This is a genomic window from Nonomuraea sp. NPDC052129 (assembly GCF_040680095.1).
GTDB lineage: Bacteria > Actinomycetota > Actinomycetes > Streptosporangiales > Streptosporangiaceae > Nonomuraea.
In genome coordinates this window covers 44,687-66,769 of the sequence record NZ_JBFAVX010000048.1, presented here as the reverse complement: position 1 = coordinate 66,769, position 22,083 = coordinate 44,687, and the positions used below count along the sequence as shown (strand labels likewise).

Below are 22,083 nucleotides of genomic sequence, written 5' to 3'. Positions count from 1 at the left end.
AAACGGCTGTTCAGCTCGTTGCGGCCGCCGGGAGAGCAGGGCGGAGGAGGCTCAACCGGGTAAGGATTACTGCGGGGCGTTCGGGTTCGCCGCTCGCTCCTCTGCGGTGGTCGGGAATGACCCGACGCCTTGCGAGGTCACGATCCACCCCTGGTCACGGAGTACTTTCATGGCCTTGCGGACGGTCGGCCTGGAGACCTGGAACTCTTCCTCCATCGCGACTTCGGAGAGCAGGGTCTCGGCGTCGTACTCGCCCGTGTCGATCCGTCTGCGGATCTCCTCGACGATCTGCGACCACTTGGGCTTGCGAGGGTCGTACCTGAACATGGGCCCAAGGCTAGATATGCCTTAACTTGCAAGGATAGAAGCGAACGTCGACTGACGTTAATTAACGTCTATTTACAGGTGCTTACATGTGCTCCTATGCTGATGGGCGTGGTCATCTGGAGCGTCCCCGCGTTCGACGTCACCCAGCGCTCTGACGGCAACTGGGAGGCCTGATTCGCCGAAACGCAGGCCGAGGACCCCGCGGACGCGAGTGCAGGCACCCTCAAATGCCTGGAACTGATCCGCCGTGCCAAGCGCATCGGCCGATTCCTCCGCCAAGCCCGTGACCGGAACTCACCTTGACCGGGGCTGAGCCCTGCCTGAGCCCACACGTGGGGATGGCGCAACGCGACCATGTGCGACTGGAGTGGCGGAAGCCGTACCGGACGCCCGATCGAGTGTGGCCGATGGCATGGACCTGCTCGTGCAGGGCGACGTTCTACGAACTGTGCGCCGGCGGCGGCCAAGCCTTCATCCGCCGGACCGTCCAGTCCGACGGCAACGCCACAGTGCACGAATCCCCGCGATGGCCGGTCAATGAAGCTCGGACCATCTGGATGGCCCTGCTGTCCGGAGGTGTCCGGTAAACGGGCGTGGCGGCGTGGGATCTGGAGGGACGGCGCCCCCACGTCTATCGAAGCGCCAGGCATCAAACCGGGCGCCTCCTGGCCAAGGTTCGGTCCGGCGCGACCCGTCACTTCAGGCGTTTGACCCTGAGGCGCTGGCCTTTTGTGTTTTGAACGATCTTCTTGCCAAGCGTGGTCTTGAGCGGGATATCTACCGTGTGGCTCCAACCGGCGCCCGCGATGGGTGCGTTGGCAGAGCCGTCGGCGCAGTGCGTCAGATCAACTCGAACGGTAACGGTGGTTGGTGTTTCAACCGCTTCGGCTCGACTGACTCTGGTGCAAGGAACGCCCCCTGGAATCCCAGCCACGCCCATGACCTCCGCGCTCAGGACGGTGCCTTCCTGAGAAAGGGTCACCTGGTCAACGGGCGTGTCCACGATGTACTCGCGCGGCTCATCGTGACTACTACAAGAGCAGAGGGTGATGAGCGCCAAGAACACGCCCGTTGCCTTCCTCATGGTTGCCTCAATTGCTGGTGTCAGTCCACCTTGTTGATGTCGAGCCCGTTGCTGGCGGTGATGGCGTCGTGGATCTCGGAGAAGGTGTGTTCACATGGGTTGTCCTCGCTGCCCGGCGGAATTTTGCCATTCACGTCCGGTTTCCGCTCTGTGCTGCCGTGCGTGATGCCCTTGGCGTTCACGTAGCCAGCGAGGGGTCCGCTCCGCCACACGGTATACACCGGCCCACCGGAATCTCCTGGTCCAGTGCATGTGCCGAACGTCTTCTGGCCAACGACAACCCGGTGAACGGTGCCTGCTTTGGTCTTGGCGCCCGGGTAGTACGAGGTCTGTCGCCTGCTGACATCGACCACCTTCCACCCGCAGGTGTCTCCGCTGGTGATACCGCCGACGCAATACTGGTCGCCGACCTTGGGCAGCGATCCCCAGCGTCCTCCGACCTGGCGCGTCTTGGATGTGTTTAGGGGGCCGCCTTCCGCATCTGCGTAGATTCTGGGGTTCGTAGGGCTCTTGCTGGGCTTCACCTTGATCAGGCCTAGGTCGCCATGCAGGCCGGTCTGCCCATCCAGCCGGACACTTCCTACTCCCTTTTGCCACGTGGTCCATACGCGCTCGCCGATGGTGCTGTTCAGGGTAGAGCCCAGGCTGGCGAGGCAATGCCCGGCCGTGAGCATGAAGTTCTCGCCTGAACGGTTCCCCCAGGAGAATCCTGCCGTGATGTCGCCGTTCACCTTCGGGTCATCGCTGAATTTAGCTCCGCCGTCCGCTCGGCCGCCATCTGCGAGCCGCCATGTCACGACCGGAACTTCTGCGTTCGGCTTCAGCCAGATGGCCATGGAATGAACACCGAACTTGTCCGCGAGTGCCTTGCGCATCTCAGGCGTGACCGCGGTGGCCTCAACCATGACCAGATTCCGTTGCGGCCACGGGCTGGCTCGGAAGAGCTGGTCGCCCGAAGGAATCTGTGTCTCAGGCAGGAGAACTTGATCTGCGATGGTGTCGAGGGTAGCGGTGGAGTTTGCGACCTCGATCACCTTCGGTGTCACGGAGTAGGAAGTCCCTTCGGCCGCAACCACCTGTTTCGGCGCCGCTGGTGCGCCTTCGCCTTCTTCGATGAAGCCAGGGATGGTCCAGTCAGCGGCGCCGTTTGGCACCGCTGTCCCGGTAAGCGGTTGCCCGGCCTGTCCCTTTCCTGCAGTGGTCGCGGGTGCGACCAGATCACCCGTGACGGAGTCAACGTAAGGTGGGGCGAGGACATCGGCGTTGTCCTCGGAACGTTGCTTCGCCCCGCTCAGGGCGTAGGTGTGAACGTCGTCCAAGTCGAGGGTGTCGAGTCGCCAGGACGCTGGTGCCTGGAATACCTCGACGCCGTCAGGCCCTGCCGGGTACAGCACCGTGGGCCCGGCAATACCCTGATAAGTCATTGTGAGTTTGGGCGGGGAAGCGAGCTCGGTCGCTTCAGATGCTGCGAACACCCGGTAATTGTCGTCGGGATTGCTCTCGTTCGGGGCTTGCAGGACAACGCCGTAGTTGGGCGCGCCGTATACCCAGGCTTGAGCGATGCTGGTGATGGGCCATTCCAGTGCCCCGCTACCGCATTCGGAGGCGTACGCTTTGGTGACCGTCTGCGCCCCCTCTGTGGTTGTGGACGGCTTGTTGGCCCAGGTGAGGGTGTTCTGGTCCCAGTAGCTTGTGGCTCGTCGGACTTGAATGCCTGCGCCCACGGCACTACCACACCCTGGAGCGTCGGTGTTGAGAAGAGAGAGTTTGGCGTCGGCGATTTTAAGTCCGGTGACCGTGGATGTATCGAATCGCAGATGGACTCGATTCAGGAGACCGAAGATGTTGCCTGCGGTCAGCAGGGGATTGGCCGGATTCGCGGGCTGGCCGTCGTCTGCGATGTCTACGTCGTTCGTGACGGGCAGGAGGAAGGATGGTCCAGCCGTGACAGGATATGTTGTAGCCGGGTCATTGAGAAAGACGGGGTCGGGCTTGATTGTCAGAAATTGACGGCAGTTCGTCGATTTCACGCCTGCCTCGACGCGCCCTGCCGTAGGGGCTGTGGCAGCGTGGCGCTTGGCGTTATCTCGCATCGAAGGTTGCTGGATGACGGCGGTGGTAAGTTCCTTGCTGTTTGCAAAACGCCCGCCTTCTTTGCTCGTCAGGCCGCTGGTCTGAACTGGGAGCACGAATTCGATCGGCTTCGATGGACGTTCGTGAAGGACTAATTCGATCCGGAATCCGACCGATAAGGCACTGACGGCGAGATCTGCGCCCGGGCCTGCCACGCCAGCGTAGACGGCCTTGTTGCCGTTCACTGTCGGTTGAGGCAGAGATTTGTCCGGGTTGAGAACAATCCATTGTCCTGGGGCCGGGCTGAAGCGGACCAGCGGCTTGCCGGCACTTCCACCCGCGAGTTCGATGGGTGCCTTGGAAACCTTGGGTTGGAGGAGACCGTCCTTCTCCGTCAGCGTGGTGTCGATCCAGGCCCATGCGCCGTCGTGCTGCTTGACTCGGACGGGGCTTGTCCATGTCTCAACGGTTACGCGGCCATCAGGATGGCGTGTAACCCGCCTCTTCTCGGGCGCCGGCGAGCATTTCGACGGGCTTGTCGTTCACGACTGGCTGGGGTGAGTCGCTTGAAGCAGCGGCGGATGGGGGCGCGTAGAGCGGAGTGATGAGGGTTCCAGCGAGTATGCCGCAAACTGCGGACCGTAACAGGCGGGATCGGGCTGTGGATTTACCCACTCGTTCATCCTTCCGGCAAATCGATACTTCCGCCGCAAATTACAACACGGATAACGATCATGGGAAGCCGTTGTCAGGAAAAAATATCTACTTGCCTAGCCTCGACTCTTCGGGGTCTTCGTGTGGTATGCCGCATCGGATGGGCGGGGTTTTGCGGAGGTTGCTGTTGTCCCTTCTCCGTCATTGAGGTGGTGCGCGGAAGATCCGGGGAGGGCGGGGCCGTATGGCTGATGTGGGATCCAGGGCGATGATGATCCGGTGCGCCTAGGGGCACCAGATTGTCAGGTGCAGGTGTATCTCCAGATCGACTGGCGGGTGACCTGTTTGGTGTTGGTGACGAATTGGGTGAAGCGGTGATCGTCCAGAGATGTCAAGCGCAGCCGTTTTCGCGGGGGCGTGGATGCTACTTGCAGATGATGACGTGCCTGCCCTTGGGCTAGCCGGACAGGTTGAACATGCCGGCGATCTCGGCCACCTAGACGCCGTGGGCGGGGATGTTGAATGACGTCGGAGTGAAGTCGATCGAGCAGGATAGCCGCGTCCGGCGTTGTCAGCCAGGACATGGACCCATGTGCGCCGCCGGCCATTGGCGAGCGGGCGTGGTGGGTCTTCCATGGGTCCGGTAACGGAGTGTCGCGTACCCGATATGGCTGTTTTCCGTTTTGTGATAATCGTTCGTCTTGTCGGATAGATCGGAATTCCTTACGTTGATCACCGGATGATGATCGGCTCCGAGCCGCGCGGGGAGAACGTGGGTCTCGCCGCGGCGGAGAGCGAAGGTTGGCGCCTTGCTGGCGTCCTTCGTTGTGGTTCGGAGTGTGGTGACGCATGCGTCGGGTCTCGTCATGGCGGCGTTCGGTTGGAACGATCTTTGCGCTCGCGGGTCTGGCGCCTAGTCTGCTCGTCTTGCAGGCGTCACCGGTTGTGGCGGTCTCTGAGGTCGGCGCCGTGGGCGATGGCGGCTCTTCGTCGATGGTGCCGGAGCAGATGGTTGGGTCGGCCGCGGGATTGCCGTCGCTGTTGCCCACCACGAAGGTGCCGGCGGCGCTGGCGGCTTCGGATGGGTGGCGATCTGACGTGCAGGCGCCTGAGGGGGCGGTGCCACGCGAGGACCGGACTTTGGATTCGGCGACGGCCGAGTCCAAGCAGGACAGTCTCCCGGCGGGGGTGGCCAGGGCGGAGGCGGCGGAACGTTCCGTGCTGGCCGTGCCGGGGCTGGTGGATGTCTATCCCAAACAGGGGTATCTGGTTGATTCGCTGACGCCGACGTTGCGGGCGTGGGGGCAGAGCAACAACGGCGGTTCTGCGTTGTCGTATTCGTTCAAGGTGTGCGATGTCGAGACGATGTCCGGCACCGGGTGTACGTCGGGGAATGTGGCGGGCAACGGCAACAGCTGGAAGGTCCCGGCGAGCAAGCTGGCGTGGGGTAAGCAGTACTGGTGGACGGTCACCGTCAAGGATTCTCTGGATTCGTCGACCACGGTGTCGCCGGTGTTGACGTTTGTGACGGGGGTGCGGCAGCCGGCGGTGACCTCGTGGCTGGCCAATCGTGGTGTTGATGGGCATGAGTTCGATCAGCAGACGGGCAACTACACCACCACGTCCACCGATCTGACGGTGGAGACGGCGGGGCCGCCGTTGTCGGTGTCGCGCACCTACAACAGCATGGATCCGCGGACGGACGGGATGTTCGGTGCGGGCTGGTCGACGCGCTGGGACATGAAGGTTGTCAAGGAGGTGCGCGGTGGGTCGACGTCGGCGCTGGTGACCTACCCGGGCGGGCGGCAGGTGCGGTTCCGGGCCAATGGGGATGGCACGTTCCAGCCGCCGCCTGGTATGTACGCGACGCTGGCCGAGCAGAGCGGCGGCACGTGGCGGTTGATGGACAAGGTGGCCGCCAATTACCGCTTCGACACCGCGGGCCGGTTGACGTCGATCACTGATGGGCGTGGCCGCGGGCAGGAGTTGACCTACGACACGGCAGGGAAGCTGGCCAAGGTGACCGGTGTCGGTGGCCGGTCGTTGACGTTCACCTGGCAGGGAAACCAGGTGGCGTCGATCTCCAGCGATCCGGTGGACGGCAAAGCGCTGACTTGGACGTATGGCTATGACGGCGGCAGGTTGACGCAGGTGTGCGCGCCGGTGGCGGCGCCGAACTGCACCTCGTATGAGTACGGCGGCGGGTCGCTGTATCGCAGCAGCGTGCTCAACTCCGACCCGTTCGGCTACTGGCGGCTCGGCGAGGCGTCGGGCACGAGCGGGGAAGACCTGGGCACCGGCGCCGGCGACTTGACCTACCAGGGCATCACCTTGGCCCAGACGGGCGCGCTGGCCGGCACCACTGACACCTCGGCCACCTTCAAGGCCGGCTCGGTGGTGAAGCTGCCCTCCAACACGATCCCGCACCTGGGCGATCAGCTGTCGGTGGAGGCGTGGTTCAAGACCACCCAATCCGGCGTGATCATGGCCGCGGGCACCACCGAGAACAGCAGCCTGGCGCGCGGGGCGATGCTGTACGTGGGCACCGATGGCAAGCTGCGCGGCTCGCTGGATGCGGTGATGACCCCGATCACGTCCGCTGCGGCGGTGAACGAGGGTCAGTGGCATCATGTGGCGCTGACCGTGGCCGGGCAGACCCAGACGCTGTATCTGGATGGCCAGCAGGTCGGCACCATGACCGGGACGGCGACCGGCTGGCGCACGTACGCCACCATCGGCAACGGCGTCACCGACCCGGCCAAGTCCCCGGCCGTGCCCGCTACGGTGCAGGCGTTCCCGTTCCAGGGCCAGCTGGATGAGGTCGCGCTGTACGGCCAGCCGCTCACCGCGGCCGAGGTGGCGGGCCACTACGCCGCCCGCACCGGTGCGCCGTTCAAGCTCGCCAAGGTCACGCTGCCGTCCGGTCGGGTCTGGGCTGCCAACACCTACGACGACAAGAGCGACCGGATCGCCATCCACGTCGACAACAACGGCGGCACCTGGAAGATCGGCGCCATCGCCACCGAACAGCAGTCCGGCGAGGCGCAGGTGACCGTGACCGACCCGAACAACAAGCCGCTCAAGTACCTGTACGACGCCTGGCGCGGCTACCGGATCCGGGGCGAGACCGACCAGCGCAACTACACCACCTGGCACGAGTACGACCAGGCCGGCTTCCTCAAAAAGGTGATCGACCGCAACGACATCGCCAACGAGATCTACCAGGACAAGCGCGGCAACACCCTGGGCCGGCAGTACTGCCGGGCACCGGGCGAGTGCGCGATCGAGTTCTGGTCCTACTACCTCAACCCGAACGACCCGTTCGACCCGCGCAACGACCAGGTGACGGCCTACCGTGATGGCCGCTCGGCCGGCGACACCGACAACACCTACGCCACCAAGTCCGAGTACAACAGCTTCGGCGAGCAGACCAAGCAGACCACCCCGGCCACCGCGGACTTCCCGCAGGGCCGCTCGATCAGCACCGCCTATACCGACGGCAGCGAGCCCGCGATCGGCGGAGGCACCACCCCGGCCGGCCTGGTGAAGACCAAGACCGACGCGCGCGGCAGCCAGTGGAGCTACCGTTACACCGCGGCAGGTGATCTGGCCGAGCAGAGTGACCCTGAGGGCCTGGTCACCAGGCTGGACTATGACCCGCTGGGCCGCATGACCGCTAGCACTCGTATCTCTCAGGCGGTACCGAACGGTGCCAAGACGACCTTCACCTACGACGATCGCGGCCGCCTGCTCACCAGCACCGCCCCCGCGGCCAAGAACGAGCTCAGCAACGTCACGCACACCGCGCAGACCAGCACCACCTACGACCCGGACGGCAACGCGCTGACGCAGACGATCGCCGACCTGACCGGCGGCGATCCGGACCGCGTCACCACCTACACCTATGACACGCACGGCCGCCAGGACTCCATCACCAACCCGGAGGGCGGCATCGGCCGGCAGGACTGGAACCAGCTCGGCCAGCCCATCCGGACCACCGACGCGCGCGGCACGGTGATCGAGCAGGGCTACAGCGAGCGTGGTGAGCTGATCTCCAGCACGCTGAAGGGCTGGACCGATAGCCCGGTCAACCCGCAGACGGCCAAGGACGTGCTGCTGGAGACCCGCGGCTACGACCCGGGCGGCCGCTTGCAGACCAGCGTGGACGTGATGGGCCGTAAGACCACCAACAAGTACTGGATGGACAACCGGCTCCAGGAGCAGATCGCGGTCGGCGCCAGGCTGAACAGCCCCACTGCCACGCCCCGCGATGTGGTGGTCAAGGCCGAGGAGTACGACGCGGCCGGCAACCTGACCGAGCAGATGACCGGCAGCGGCCTCATCGTCACGGCTTTCACGTACGACGCGGCCAGCAGGCTCACCACCCAGGTCCTGGACCCGACCCAGGAGCAGGACCCGGACAAGCTGGGCCGCGCCACCGATTTCGGCTACGACGCCAACGGCAACATCACCAAGACCACGCTGACCGCCACCGGCACCAGCCGCACCGAGACCACCAGCTACGCCTACAACAAGCTCAACCAGCCCACCAAACAGACCGTCGAGAACGGCACCCAGGACATCATCTCCACCACCGGCTACGACGATCGCGGCCTGGTCACCTCCACTACCGACCCGCGTGGCAACGCCGACGGGGCGAACGCCGCCGACTACACCACCACATTGCGCTACGACGCGCTGGACCGGCTGGTCGAGACCACCGCCCCCCAGGTACAGGTGGACAAAAACGGCACCGCCGGCCCGGCACGCCCGTCTACCATGGCCGGCTATGACGTGGTGGGCAACCAGACGCACCAGCGCGACGCCGAGGGACGCACCTTCGTCTCCACTTTTGACAAGGCCGAGCGGTTGACCAGCACCAGCGCGCCGACGTATACCCCACCGGGCGGCAGCGCGATCACCTCGACCATCCGGCACGCCTACGACGCGGCGGGGCAGCGCAAGACCACCACCGACCCGCGCGGCTACGTCACCTCCTACGACTATGACCAGCTCGGCCGCCAGGTCCGCGTCACCGACCCCGCCCCCGACGGACAGAGCGCGGGCACCTGGGTGAGCGAGTACGACATGGCCGGAGAGAAGCTGGCCGGTATCGACCCGACCGGCGCGCGCAGCCAGGCCACCTACGACGATCTGGGCCGGCAGATCACCGCCACGCAGATCGAGCGCAAGCCCGCCACCGCCAGCTACACCACCACGATGGAGTACGACGACGCGGGCCGGCTGCTCAAGCAGACCGCCCCGGGCCCGGGCAACAAGGTCACCAGCTTCAAGGTCAACGCGGCCGGTGAAACCACCACGGTCACCGATCCCCTGACCAACACCACCACCACGGACTACGACCTGGCCGGACGCCCGACCAAGGTCACCGATCCCAACCTCAACGTCAGCACCGCCGACTACGACCTGGCCGGCCGCAAGACCACCGTCAAAGACCTGAACGCCGGAGTCGTGCAGCGCACCTACGGCTACGGCTACGACCTCGCGGGCAACCCGACCAGCACCACCTCCCCCGAAGGCCACATCACCAAGCAGACCTTCGACGCGCTGAACCGCGCCACCTCACTCATCGAACCGGTCTCGGCCAGCGATCAGATCACCACGAGCTTCGGCTACGACGCCACCGGCGCCCGCACCCGCATCACCGACGGCCGCGGCAACGCCACCTGGACCAGCTACAACAGCCTCGGCCTGGCCGAGACCGTGACCGAGCCGGCCACCACCGCGCACCCGGACCTGGCCGACCGCACCTGGACCCAGATCTACGACGCGGCCGGCAACCAGAAAGCCACCATCCAGCCCGGCGGGGTACGCACCGACCGCACCTTCGACCACCTCGGCCGCCTCACCAACGAGACCGGCGCGGGCGGCGGCGCCGCCACTGCCGAGCGCACCTTCGGCTACGACATGGCCGGCCGCCGCACCACTGCCGGCGACCTGAGCGTCGATTACAACGACCGCAGCCTGCCCTTGTCCATCAAGCGTGGCGCCAGTCAGCAGACTGGCTATAGCTACGACGAGCTCGGCAATCCCCTCCAACGTGTGGACGCGGCTGGGACGGCCACCTTCACCTGGGACAAGAACAGCCGCCCGGCCACCGCCACTGACCCGGTCACCGGCCGGAAGATCACCTACGGCTACGACAAGAGCAACCTGACCTCGCTGACCGCCACCACCGGCACCACCACGGTCGACACCCAGATCTTCACCTACGACAAGCTGAACCGGCCCGAAACCCAGACCCTGCGCAAGGGCACCAGCACCGGCACCCAACTCGCGAAGATCACCTACGGGTGGGACAAGGACGACAACCTCACCAGCAAGATCACCGCAGGCACCGCCGGGGCGGGCACCAACACCTACGGCTACGACCATGCCGGACGCTTAACCTCCTGGACCGCACCCGGCGGCGCCGTCACCGCCTACGAATGGGACAAGTCCGGCAACCGCACCAAGGCCGGGAACGCGACGTTCACCTACGACGAACGCAACCGCCTGACCAACGGCGACGGCACCGACTACACCTACACCCCACGCGGCACCCTGGCCAGCCAGACCAAGGCCGGCGCCACCACCAACTACACCTTCGACGCCTTCGACCGGCTCATCGCCGACGGCGACAGCCTCTACAGCTACGACGCCCTCGACCGCCTCACCTCCCGCATCCGCGGCACCGCCAAGCAGACCTTCGCCTACTCCGGGCTCGGCAACGACCTGGCCGCTATCACCGACAGCGGCGGCGCCATCCAGGCGATGTACGGCCGCGACCCCGGCGGCGCCCTGCTCGGCCTCAAGGAAGGCATGGGTGCCGCTGTGGCAGCACTCACCGACCTGCACGGCGACCTGGTGGCCACCTTCACCAGCAGCCTGCAGACCTCCACTGCCTACGACCCGTTCGGCACCGCCATCGCCCAGACCGGCACCAAAACGCAGCTCGGCTACCAGGGCGAGTACACCGACCCGGACACCGGCAAGGTCAACATGCATGCCCGCTGGTACCAACCCGGCACCGGCACCTTCACCAGCCGCGACACCGCTACCCTCAACCCGAGCCCGTCCGTTCAGGCCAACCGCTACACCTACGCCAACGCCTCACCGATGACCGGCGCCGACCCCACCGGCCACTCCACCATCATCACCTCCGAAGACGCGATCGGCCACGTCGGGGGCACGCCAGGCCTCACTTACCAAACCATCGACTCTTACGGACAATGCATCGGCAGTTGCGGCTCCATCGGCAACTACTCAGGCGGAGCCATCGCCTGCGACATCTGGAGCTGCGCAGGTGCCGAGGTCGATCCGAGCTACCTTCGGATGCGCGAGGTGGAGAACGAAAAGAGATTCTGGGCCGGGGAAGACGAACTTAAGAGATTGGGCTGGAAAATCATGCCCAACGGCCGACCCGTCGACCAGCCCAACTTCTGGTTCGCCAGCGAAAAAGTGCAGAACGCGTACATGGAAGTATGGTCACCAACACTCACCAACAAGCAACTAGCTTTCAATTGGGTGGCGGTCGGCGGACTGGCCAGCATCAAGGCGATGGAACGAGCCGCCGCGGGGAACCCCAACGACCCACGGCTCGCAGGCTTCACATTAGGGATGTCGCAGAAGGGCGGCTGTCGCAGTTGCCTGGCCGCCGGTGCAAGCATCTCTCCAACTGATCCCCGTGGCAAGTTCTACCGTATGTATAGCGCCCTCACAGTCTATGCCGATGACATCAAGGCGGCTGCGGATAGGTGGGGTGTGCCAAAGGAGACGCTGGCCGCCGTAATCATCTACGAGTATCAGGATCTTGAATCAATTGCAACAAATATCGCTGTATCTCTAGGGGCGAAGGCAATCGCCAAAAAAGCCCTCGGCATAGATAAGAATACCTCCTACGGCCTGGCGCAACTCGAGCCCTACAAAGTGCAGCGCGCCTTGGAACATTTCAAGAAAGGCGGAAAGAGCGTCGAGACCATTATTGACGAGTTGCTTACCCCTCAAGGCTCTTTCGATTATGCTGCGATGTATCTCAGGTATCTGAAGGATACGATCACGGTGCGTGCGACCGCCGATGAAGGTGGATATTATAATCGACCGATCTCCTGGCATGAGGCAACGGTCGCCTACTGCGGATGCGCTGGAGTGACGGAGAGTAAAAGCACGGGAAAGTGGAGCACGGCTGCGTTCACCGACTGGATGGCCGGTGGAGAGTTGCGCACTAAGGACAGAGACGAGGCTAAGAAGCGGTACAATTCTATGTATCAAGGTGGATTTGCCTACGAGGCTTCCAGGGAGTACTGGAAAATATGGAGTGGTGGGTAAGGCTGTCGCTCCACGGCGAGGGAGACGTCATTTAGATGACCAGGCGCCTATTAGTGATATTGCTTATGTTGGTTGCGGTTTCTGGCTGCGAGGCGTCATGGTTCTCCAAAAATACGACAGTAATCAAAGTCGATCCTGCAGTGATCAAGGAAGTGCGCAGCCTTGGTCGCATCGTTGCGCGGACCACTGCGGATCCAATCTATGAACGAACTGTACAAGTCGTAGAGATTTTGGTGCTCGACGTTGGTCCTTCCAACTTCGCCGAAGCGCTTAGCGTGGCGCGGCGCCGTCTGGAGCAGCATGGATGGAGCGTAGGTAGTAATACTGACGTCACTGTCATCATGACGTCGAGCCGTTGGAATGGAACCACTGCAAGGCTTGGCCGTCTCGAGGACATAGATGCGCTCGGGGCAAAGCTGGGGCCAGAGGTGGAAAAAGCGCTCCAGGCTGATTCGGAAAAGTCGAGCGCCTATGTTGTGGCATCGCTATCGGCAGTGGAAGAATGAGCCAGGAGCGAGGGTTGCCCTGTACGCTCGGCAGAAGCAGCGCAAGAAACTGTTACGCTTAAGAGCTGTTTCTTGAATCAGGTGCGGAGCCAGATGATCAGGGCGGCCAGGGTGACGGTGCCGAGGAAGATGTAGGCGCGTTTGTCATAGCGAGTTGCGATGGCTCGGAAGTTCTTCAGCCGGTTGATCGCTCGTTCGACGACGTTCCTGCCCTTGTATCGTTCGGCGTCGAAGCCGGTGGGGCGTCCGCCGGCCGGGCCGCGCCGGCGGCGGTTGGCACGTTGGTCGCGAGGTTCGGGGATGGTGTGGCGGATCTTGCGGCGGCGCAGGAAGGTGCGGTTGGCGCGGGAAGAGCAAGCCTTGTCCGCGGTCAGGTAGTCCGGCCGGGTGCGCGGCCGTCCCGGTCCCAGCCGGGGAACGCGGATGTGGCTCAATACCTTGCGGAACTGCGGGCTGTCGCCGTATTGGCCAGGCGTCAGCACCAGCGACAGCACCCGGCAGCGGCCGTCCGCGGACAGATGGATCTTGGTGGTGAAGCCACCCCGGGAACGACCTAGGCACTCCCCAGCCTGACCACCTCCGCCAGCCGGGCGGCCAGCGCGGCCAGCACGGGATCGCCCCGATTTGTCCCTGCGGCATCCCCCTTTTGCCGTCCTGGCACGGGAGGCGGCGGGGGTGGGGTGCGGGGCGCGCCGGCGGCGTGCTGGTGCGCCCGCACGGTGGTGGAGTCCACCGCGATATCCCAGTCCACTCGCTCCTCGGCGTCCTGCTCGGCCTGGATCGCGGTCAGCAGCATCTGCCAGGTGCCATCGGCCGACCAGCGGCGGTGCCGCTTGTAGACCGTCATCCACGAGCCGAACCGCTCCGGCAAGTCCCGCCACGGCAACCCGGTACGGGCCCGATACAACACACCATTGATGGTCATGCGGTGGTCGCTTCACCGCCCGCCCCGAAGGCTGCCCTCCGGGTCAGTGCATGCTCCGGGCGTCGAGTTGGCGTAGCACCCTCGTGACCACCTCGGGGTCGGCGGTTGAGTCGCGGCGTGCGTCGATTACTGCCTGGCGGGCGGCGGACAGCATTTCCGACTCGACCCGCCTGACCGTCCGTACCCGCTCGGCTCGTTTCTCGTAGGCCGCGCGCCGCTCCTCGTCGGCGGCCTCGGCGCTGATGCGCATACCGATGTCGGTCATGCGTTTGGAGAGCAGTTCGACGATCTCTTCGGGCAGGTCCTCGGCTTCGTCGATTTCCTTGAGGCGTCGTTTGGCGGCTTTGGCGGCGCTGATGGCCAGGCGGCGTTCCAGGTCTCGTTCGGCTGCGGTGTCGGTTTTGACGCCCAGCTTGGTCACCAGCCAGGGCAATGTCAGACCTTGGAGGACCAACGTGACCAGGATGACGGCGAACGCGATGAACACCAGGACGGCCCGTTCCGGGAACGGCGACCCGTCCTCCGTCTTCAGGGGGAGCGCCAGGGCGAGTGCCACCGAGGCGACGCCGCGCATGCCCGCCCACCACATGACGACCGTCTCGCGCCAGCTCAGCGGCACCTCGGAGTCGTCGTCCCCGGCCCGGCGGGTCTTCCTGGCCAGCCAGGCTGCGGGCAGCAGCCAGACCAGCCGTACCACCACCACGACGCCCACCACGGCGGCGCTCCAGACGAGCACCTGGCCCAGCCGCCCGCCGAGCGTCCCGAACACGGTGTGCAACTCCAGCCCGATCAGCCCGAACGCCACCCCCGTCACCAGCGTGTCGACGATCTGCCAGAACGTCGCGGACGCGAACCTGCCGTGCACGTCGTCGGCGTCCGACATGCGGTCGCTCAAGTAGAACGCGCTGGTCAGTACGGCCAGCACCCCCGAGCCGTGCCACTTGTCGGCCACCGCGTAGCTGACGAACGGCACCAGCAGCGACAGCCCAACCTGCAGCGTGGCATCGCCCAGCAGGGCCATCAGCCGGCCGGCGAGCCAGCCGAGCCCGAGTCCCACCGCGACCGCCACCACCGCCGACAGCACGAACTCGCCCAGCGCGCCCGGCCACCAGAAGACGCCGGTGACCGCCGCCGTGATCGCCACCTTGTACAGCACGATCGCCGTGACATCGTTGAACAGGCCCTCGCCCTCCAGCAGCGACACCAGCCGCCTGGGCAGCCCCAGCCGGCCCGCCACCGCCGTGGCCGCCACCGGGTCGGGCGGCGCCACCAGCGCGCCGAGCGCCGCCGCGGCCGCGATCGGCAGGCCCGGGATGAGCGCGTGCGCCGTCACCGCGACGGCCGCCGTCGTCACGAACACCAGCGCCACGGCGAGCAGGAAGATCGGCCGCCAGTTCGCCGCGAACTGCCGCCACGACGTCCGCCGCACCGCCGCGTACAGCAGGGGAGGGAGGAGGAGCGGCAGCACGATGTCCGGTGGTACATCCACGTTCGGCACGAACGGCAGCAGGGCCAGGACGATGCCGAGCAGGGTCATCAGCACGGGCGGCGGCAGCCCGAGCCGGTCGCCGAGCGGCACCGTGATCAGGGCGCCCAGCAGGATGAGCATGAGCAGCACGAACTGGTCCACGACGCCCTCCGATGATCGTCTCAATCAGCCTAGACGGGTCGTTTGCCGAGGCCACGGAGGGGCGGTCCCCGCAGGTGCGATCCGAGGCCACGGAGGGGATCCTCTGAGGTGCGATCCGGGTGGACGGGGGATGGGCCCCGGAGGTGCGATCCGGGGCCGCGGGGGCGGGCCTGGGCCCCGGAGGTGCATCCGTGCGGGGGCGGCGTCAGTGGTCGAGGACCTGCAGGGTGTGGTGGGCGGAGCCGAGGGGGGTCGGGCCCGACGCCGTGATGGCGACCACGTCGGCCACCCGGGCGCCGAACAGGTCAGGCACGTAGATCGCGGGCTCCAAGCACAGGGTCATCCCCGGTTCCAGTGGCGTGCCGTCGCCGGGCTGTACGCGCGGGCCCTCGTCGTGACCCAGCCCGACGCCCCGGCCGAAGTGGGTGGCGGCGAAACGGCCGTACCCGCTGCCGTCGATCACGTCCCCGACCGCCTTGGCCACGCTCTCGGCGACGGCCGACGGCCGGGCCGCCGAGCGTAGGGCGGCGGCCCGTGCGGCGAGTACGACCGAGTACATGGCCTCGAAGTCCTCCGGCGGCTCGGCGACGGCGAACACCCGTGCCACCTCCGCGCAGTAGCCGTCCCACCGGCCGCAGAGCGACACGAGCAGCGCGTCGCCGGGGTTGATCACCCGGCCGCCGGGGAGGTGCGCGGGGCGCGCGGTGTGCTCGCCCGCGGCGACCCGCAGCGACAGGACCTCCTCGCAGCCGGTCTCCATCAGCAGTAACCGCAGCCGGGCCGCCATCGCGCGCTCCGTGGCGCCGAACCAGGACAGCTCGCGAGCCTGGCCGAGCACCGATTCCGCGGCCACGACGGCGCGCTGAACCGCCTCGATCTCGTGCGGCCGCTTGCGCAGCCGCAGGGGCGCCAGCACGGCCGTGGCGGGCACCAGCTCGGCCTCGATCGCGAGGCCGAACAGCTCGCGGACCCGCATCTCCGGGTCCACGCCGACGCGCCGCGCGGCCCGGGGTACGAGCGGGACCGGGTCGGCGGTCTCGGCGGCCGTGTCCAGGGTGACGACGAGAAACCCGTCGCCCCGCCCGCCCAGGAACCTGAAGTCGGGCGAGGGCCGCAACACCAGGGCGTCGACCTCGGCCTCGGCCATGGCCGCCCGCACAGCCTCCAGGGTCGGTTCCGTCACGTCAGGGTCCGTCACTTGGGCTCGTGCAGCCAGCAGGCGACCGGTCCGAAGTCGGGCTCCTTGTCCCGGCACACGTCCATGACCTGCGGGCAGCGCGGATTGAACCGGCACCCCGCCGGCGGGTCGGCCGGGTCAGGCACGTCGCCGGGCAGTTCGGCGGGCAGGACGCCCATCCCGTCGGGCTTGGGGATGGCGCGCAGGAGCGCCTGCGTGTACGGGTGCCGGGGGTTGGCCCACACCTCGGCCGTGTTCCCGACCTCGACGATCCGGCCGAGGTACATGACCGCGATCCGGTCGGCGATCAGCCGCACCACCGACAGGTCGTGGCTGATGAACAGCAGCCCCGCCCCCGAGTCCACGGCCAGGTCGCGCATCAGGGTGGCGACCTGCGACTGGGCGGAGGCGTCCAGCGCCGAGATCGGCTCGTCGCCGATCAGCAGCCGGGGCCGGGCCGCCAGCGCCCTGGCGATCGCGATGCGCTGCCGCTGGCCGCCCGAGAACTCGTGCGGGTGCCGGCTCGCGAAGTCGCGCGGCAGCCCGACGCGTTCCAGCAGGTCGGCGGGCGCGGTGGCGGTGTCGCCTGAGGTACGGAGGCCGTCGGCGATCTGGTCGCCCACGCGGCGGCGCGGGTTCAGTGACGCGTACGGGTCCTGGAACACCATCTGGATGCCCGTCAGCTTCCGCCGCCGCAGGCCCAGCGGCGTGACTGGCTGTCCGTCGAATGTGATCGAGCCTTCGGTGACGGGGTTCAGCCCGCAGACGGCGCGGGCCAGCGTCGACTTGCCGCAGCCGGACTCGCCGACCAGGCCGACGACCTCGCCGGGCCCGACGGACAGGCTCGCCCCGGCGACCGCCCTGACGATCGGGCGCCCGGGCGAGCGGTGCTCGACGACCAGGTCGTCGATCGCCAGCAGGGTCATGAGTCCTCCGAACGGGGAGCGAGAGCCGGTCCGGTGTCGGGTAGCGAGGCGTCGGGCAGTGAGCTGTCGGGTAGTGAGGCGTCGGGTAGCGAGTCGAGCAGGGAACGGGTGTACGGGTGGGCGGGTTCGCGCAGCACCCGGCCGCGCGGCCCCGTCTCCACCACCAGGCCGTCCTTCATCACGCTCACCTCGTCCGCCACCGCCGACATGACCCCCAGGTCGTGGGTGACGAGCAGCACGGCCAGCCCCAGCTCGTCGCAGAGCCCGCGCAGCAGCCGCAGCACACCCGCCTGCACGGTCACGTCCAGCGCGGTCGTCGGCTCGTCCGCGATCAGCACCTTGGGGGAGCAGGCCAGCGCGATGGCGATCGCGACGCGCTGCCGCATGCCGCCCGAGAACTGGTGCGGGAAGCGCCCGTACGCCTCCTCGGCGCCGGGGATGCGCACCTTGCCGAGCAGCTCGACGGCCCGCCGCCGGGCCTCCCGCTTGTCGACGCCGAGGTGGTGGCGCATGTGCTCGGTGAGCTGCTTGCCGATCGTGAGCATCGGGTGCAGGCTCGTGGCCGGGTCCTGGAAGACCATGGCCACCTCGCCGCCGCGCACCCGGTTCAGCTCCTTCGGCGGCAGCGTGAGCAGTTCGCGGTCGCCGAGCGCGATGCTGCCGGTGGTCCGCGAGCCGTGCGGTAGCAGTCCGAGTACGGCCAGGCCGGTCATCGTCTTGCCGGACCCGCTCTCGCCCGCCAAGCCATGAACCCTGCCCTCCTGGAGCGACAGGTCCACGCCGCGCAGGATCTCCTTGCCGGCGATGGTGACCTTCAGATCGGTGATGTCCAGGGTCACAGCGCACGCTCCTTGATGGCGCGGGCCGTACGGGGGTCAAGGGCGTCCCGCAGCGTGTCGCCGAGGAAGTTGAAGGCCAGCACCACGGTCAGGATCGCCAGGCCGGGGAAGGTCGCCACCCACCAGCTGTCGAAGACCTCCACGCCGGAGGCCACCATCGCGCCCCACTCCGGAGACGGCGGCTTGGCCCCGAGACCGAGGAACGACAGTCCCGACAGCAGCAGCAGCGCGGTGCCGATGTCGAGCGTGGCCAGGACGAGCACCGGGCCGGTCACGTTCGGCAGCACGTCCACGCGCAGCGAGCGCCAGGCCGAGAAGCCCAGCAGCCGCCCGCTCAGCACGAACTCCCGCTCCCGCACGCCCAGCACCAGCCCGCGCGTCACGCGGGCGTAGGCGGGCCAGGCCACGACGAGTACGGCCAGCACCGCGTTGGTCAGGCTGGCCCCGAGCGCCGCGGCCACCACCATGGCCAGGATGACCGTCGGGAACGCGAACACCAGGTCCGCCACCCGCATGATCGTCTCATCCACCCATCGGCCGAAATATCCGGCGCAGGCGCCGAGCAGGCCGCCGATCAGCACCGACAGCGCCACCAGCATCAGCGTCAGCGGGATCGACACCCGCGCGCCGTGCATGACCCGGCTGAGGATGTCCCGGCCGAGCTGGTCCGTACCGAACCAATGGCCTGGCCCCGGGGCGGCCAGGCGCGGCAGGTCCTGGGCCAGCGGGTCGTGCGGCGCGAGCACCGGCGCGGCCAGCGCGATCACCAGCCAGGCGATCGCGATCACGCCGCCGACGATGGCCAGCGGTTGCCGCCAGGCATGGGGGAGCCGCCCGGTCAGGCCCTTGCGGGCCAGGGGATCCCGTTTCACTGAAGCCTCACTCGGGGATCGATGACGCCGTACAGCACGTCCACGATCAGGTTGATGACGAGATAGACGACGCCGACCACCAGCCCGACGCCCATGACGGCGGGCAGGTCGAGGGTGGTGGCGCTCTTGTAGGCGTACTGGCCGACGCCCGGCCAGGCGAAGATCGCCTCGACCAGTACCGTGCCGGACAGCAGGCTGCCGAACGCCAGGCCCGCGACGGTGATGATCGGCACCAGCGCCGAGCGCAGCACGTACCGGAACAGGATCGTCCGGCCCGGCAGGCCCTTGGCGCGGGCGGCCCGCACGTAGTCCTGGCCGAGCACCTCCAGTACGGCCGAGCGGGTGAAGCGGGTCAGCAGCCCGATCGTGTACAGGGCCAGCACGAGGGCGGGCGTGATCAGGTGGCCGACGGCCGAGCCGAAGATGTCCCACCGGCCGGCGAGCAGCGCGTCCACCGTCTGCAGACCGGTGACGGCCGGGGCCGTGCCCAGTGCCGCGTCGACCCTGCCGCTGCCCGGGGTGATCTGCAGGCGGTAGAAGAACACGTAGAAGGCCACCAGCGCCAGCCAGAACGTCGGCACCGAGATGCCGATCAGGCTCAGCACCCGCAGCGCGTGGTCCGACAGCCGGTCCCTGCGCAGCGCGGCGATCACGCCGAAGGCCACGCCGAGCACGAGGGAGACCAGGATCGCCGCCCCGGCCAGCTCCAGCGTCGCCGGGACGAACTCGGCCAGGTCCTGGCTCACCGGCCGGTGACTCTGCTGACTGGTGCCGAGGTCGCCGTGGACGACGCCCTGCAGATGCAGCAGGTACTGCTCCCACAGCGGCTTGTCCAGGCCGTGCTCGCTGCGCCACTGCGCGACGATGGCCGGGTCGCCCAGGGCCCGCTGGCCCAGGTTCGCGGCCACGGGGTCGCCGGGCACCAGGTTCGTCAGCACGAACGTCACCAGTGTGATGCCCCAGGCCAGCAGGAGCGCCATGAGGATCCGCCGGATCAGGAACCGGGCGAGGGGATGCGCCCCGCGCCGCCTGGACGGGCGGGGCGGGGCGGGGGTGGCGGGCATGCCTACTTCGCGCCGAGGTCGGCGACGTCGACGGTCCAGACCGGGTGATACTCCAGGCCGGTCACCGAGGCGGCCGTCACGATGTTCTGGCTCGGCTGGATCAGCGGGATGAACGGGCCCGAGGCGTTCAGCTTCGTCTGCACGTCGGCGTACGCCTGCTTGCGCGCGTCGTCGCCGATCGCGACCGCGGCCTTCTCACCGGCGGCCTCGATCTCCTTGGCCGCGCCGGCCTTCCAGCCCGCCCGCAGGCCCACCGTCTTGCCCGGCAGGAAGGCCAGGTAGTCGCTGGGGTCCGGGTAGTCAGGGCCCCAGTACCACAGGCCCATCTCCTCCTTGCCGTTGCGGTAGTTGTCCAGCGCGGTGGTGACCGGCGCGGGCTGCAGGTCCACCGTGATGCCGACCTCCTTGAGGTTGGCCTGGATCCGCTCGGCCAGCGGCTGGAACGACAGGCCGTTCACGGTCAGCTCGCTCGGGTACTCCAGCTTCACCGTGGGGTTGGCCACGCCGCTGGCGGCCAGGGCCGCCTTGGCGCCCTCGACGTCGCGCTTGGCCGCCTGGTCGGCGGGCAGCGCGCCGAGCAGCTGCGACGGGATGACGCCGGGCGCCTGCGTGGAGCCTTCACCGGCCAGTTCGAGCAGGCCCGCGTAGTCGACGCCCTTGCGCACGGCCTCGACGAACTTGGCGTTCGGCGTCGTCTTGCTGACCTTGTCGTCCTGGTTGGCCAGCAGGAAGATCACGTTGGCCGAGGCGGTCTTCTTGACCTGCAGGTTCGCCGGCATTCCGGTCACCTGGTCGCCCGACAGGTTGAGCGCCACCTGGCTGTCGCCGCGCTGGACGTTCAGCTTCTGCGTGGCGGACTCGACGTTGCGGATGACGACCTTGTCGTAGGCGGGCTTGGTGCCGTAGTACTTCGGGTTCGCCTTCAGCACGACCTGGCTGCTCACGTTGAACGACTCGATCGTGTACGGGCCCGAGCCGGCGGAGGAAGCGTTCAGGTACTGCTCGGCCTTGTCCTGCGCGTCCGCGGTCGCGCCGTGCTGCTTGACGAGCTTGCTGTTGATGATGCCGAGCGCCGGGTTCGGCAGGATGAACGGCAGCGCCGGGTTGGCCGCCTTGGAGGTCAGCGTGATCGTCGAGTCGCCCTCCTTGGCCACCTCGACGCCGTCGAGCAGGAACGACGGGGTCCCCTTCATGTCACGCACCCGGCTCAGCGAGAACACCACGTCGTCCGCGGTGACGGGGGAGCCGTCGGCGAACGTCGCGCCCTGCTTGAGCTTGAGCGTGAGCACCTTGCCGTCCTTGGACAGCTCGTACGACTCGGCCAGCGCCGGCACCGGCTTGGTCACGTCGGCGCCGTCGAAGGTGAGGAGCGTCTCGTAGATCGCCTTCTCGACGGTCAGGCCGGTCGGCTCGTACGTACGCCCGGGGTCGGCCGTCTTGAGGTCGAAGGACGTGTCGATCACCAGGGTCTTGCCGCCGCCGCTCTGGGCGGCGGGGGTCTGGGAACCGCCGCTTCCGCAGGCGGCGAGGGCGAGTGCACCGGCGAGCAGCACAGCCGCCGTCTGCGAGCGGGTCGCCATTGAGTCCTCCAGTTGGACGGTTGGCCGAAAGATGTCGAGGATTGTCGGGCAGAACGTCCAGGTACTGTGCGGTCGCTGAGACGTATATAAATGGGCTG

The 22,083-nt window shown here is 67.1% G+C and carries 12 protein-coding genes and 2 pseudogenes; 2 read left to right on the top strand and 12 right to left on the bottom strand.

From position 1 onward, the window contains the following. Nucleotides 1-66: 66 nt before the first annotated feature. The 3 genes from AB0L53_RS54480 to AB0L53_RS54470 all read right to left on the bottom strand — a co-directional run bounded on the left by AB0L53_RS54480 (nucleotide 67) and on the right by AB0L53_RS54470 (nucleotide 3,729). Entirely contained in the window at nucleotides 67-327 is a 261-nt protein-coding gene (locus tag AB0L53_RS54480; RefSeq protein ID WP_364013394.1) for a winged helix-turn-helix domain-containing protein, read from the bottom strand. A 694-nt stretch (nucleotides 328-1,021) separates the two neighbouring features. Then, entirely contained in the window at nucleotides 1,022-1,411 is a 390-nt protein-coding gene (locus AB0L53_RS54475) for a hypothetical protein (RefSeq protein ID WP_364013391.1), read from the bottom strand. Nucleotides 1,412-1,431: 20 nt separating this feature from the next. Beyond that, a complete protein-coding gene (locus AB0L53_RS54470) occupies nucleotides 1,432-3,729 on the bottom strand; it encodes a DNRLRE domain-containing protein (protein WP_364013388.1) in 2,298 nt (765 codons plus the stop codon). A gap of 1,549 nt (nucleotides 3,730-5,278) precedes the next feature. Here AB0L53_RS54470 and AB0L53_RS54465 point away from each other — a divergent pair. Beyond that, a complete protein-coding gene (locus tag AB0L53_RS54465) occupies nucleotides 5,279-12,466 on the top strand; it encodes a LamG-like jellyroll fold domain-containing protein (RefSeq protein ID WP_364013385.1) in 7,188 nt (2,395 codons plus the stop codon). A gap of 35 nt (nucleotides 12,467-12,501) precedes the next feature. Further along, entirely contained in the window at nucleotides 12,502-12,972 is a 471-nt protein-coding gene (locus AB0L53_RS54460; protein WP_364013382.1) for a hypothetical protein, read from the top strand. 77 nt (nucleotides 12,973-13,049) lie between these two features. Here the strand turns inward: AB0L53_RS54460 and AB0L53_RS54455 are convergent. The 9 genes and pseudogenes from AB0L53_RS54455 to AB0L53_RS54415 form a co-directional block, all read right to left on the bottom strand. Beyond that, nucleotides 13,050-13,529, bottom strand: a pseudogene (locus tag AB0L53_RS54455) (IS5 family transposase); the annotation flags it as partial. A 116-nt stretch (nucleotides 13,530-13,645) separates the two neighbouring features. Continuing rightward, nucleotides 13,646-13,924 (bottom strand): annotated as a pseudogene (locus tag AB0L53_RS54450) (transposase); the annotation flags it as partial. A gap of 16 nt (nucleotides 13,925-13,940) precedes the next feature. After that, the gene (locus tag AB0L53_RS54445; RefSeq protein ID WP_364013379.1) at nucleotides 13,941-15,527 is read right to left on the bottom strand and encodes a Na+/H+ antiporter; all 1,587 of its coding nucleotides are present in this window, start codon (nucleotides 15,525-15,527) and stop codon (nucleotides 13,941-13,943) included. A 205-nt stretch (nucleotides 15,528-15,732) separates the two neighbouring features. Next, entirely contained in the window at nucleotides 15,733-16,710 is a 978-nt protein-coding gene (locus AB0L53_RS54440; protein WP_364013376.1) for a M24 family metallopeptidase, read from the bottom strand. 11 nt (nucleotides 16,711-16,721) lie between these two features. Next, entirely contained in the window at nucleotides 16,722-17,630 is a 909-nt protein-coding gene (locus AB0L53_RS54435) for an ABC transporter ATP-binding protein (protein ID WP_357953355.1), read from the bottom strand. Continuing rightward, nucleotides 17,627-18,469, bottom strand: coding sequence for an ABC transporter ATP-binding protein (locus AB0L53_RS54430; RefSeq protein WP_364013372.1), 843 nt, complete (start codon nucleotides 18,467-18,469; stop codon nucleotides 17,627-17,629). The genes AB0L53_RS54435 and AB0L53_RS54430 overlap by 4 nt, the downstream gene beginning before the upstream one ends. After that, the gene (locus AB0L53_RS54425) at nucleotides 18,466-19,341 is read right to left on the bottom strand and encodes an ABC transporter permease (protein WP_357953351.1); all 876 of its coding nucleotides are present in this window, start codon (nucleotides 19,339-19,341) and stop codon (nucleotides 18,466-18,468) included. The genes AB0L53_RS54430 and AB0L53_RS54425 overlap by 4 nt, the downstream gene beginning before the upstream one ends. Next, the gene (locus AB0L53_RS54420) at nucleotides 19,338-20,405 is read right to left on the bottom strand and encodes an ABC transporter permease (protein ID WP_364013368.1); all 1,068 of its coding nucleotides are present in this window, start codon (nucleotides 20,403-20,405) and stop codon (nucleotides 19,338-19,340) included. Before AB0L53_RS54420 ends, AB0L53_RS54425 begins: the two co-directional genes overlap by 4 nt. Nucleotides 20,406-20,407: 2 nt before the next feature. Then, nucleotides 20,408-21,985, bottom strand: coding sequence for an ABC transporter substrate-binding protein (locus AB0L53_RS54415; protein ID WP_364013365.1), 1,578 nt, complete (start codon nucleotides 21,983-21,985; stop codon nucleotides 20,408-20,410). Nucleotides 21,986-22,083 lie beyond the last annotated feature (98 nt).

Bases quoted from the DNA above. Each gene is read 5' to 3' on its own strand.
- AB0L53_RS54435 (WP_357953355.1), bottom strand. From the start codon at position 17,630: ATGACCCTGCTGGCGATCGACGACCTGGTCGTCGAGCACCGCTCGCCC.
- AB0L53_RS54415 (WP_364013365.1), bottom strand. From the start codon at position 21,985: ATGGCGACCCGCTCGCAGACGGCGGCTGTGCTGCTCGCCGGTGCACTC.
- AB0L53_RS54480 (WP_364013394.1), bottom strand. From the start codon at position 327: ATGTTCAGGTACGACCCTCGCAAGCCCAAGTGGTCGCAGATCGTCGAG.
- AB0L53_RS54475 (WP_364013391.1), bottom strand. From the start codon at position 1,411: ATGAGGAAGGCAACGGGCGTGTTCTTGGCGCTCATCACCCTCTGCTCT.
- AB0L53_RS54420 (WP_364013368.1), bottom strand. From the start codon at position 20,405: ATGCCCGCCACCCCCGCCCCGCCCCGCCCGTCCAGGCGGCGCGGGGCG.
- AB0L53_RS54460 (WP_364013382.1), top strand. From the start codon at position 12,502: ATGACCAGGCGCCTATTAGTGATATTGCTTATGTTGGTTGCGGTTTCT.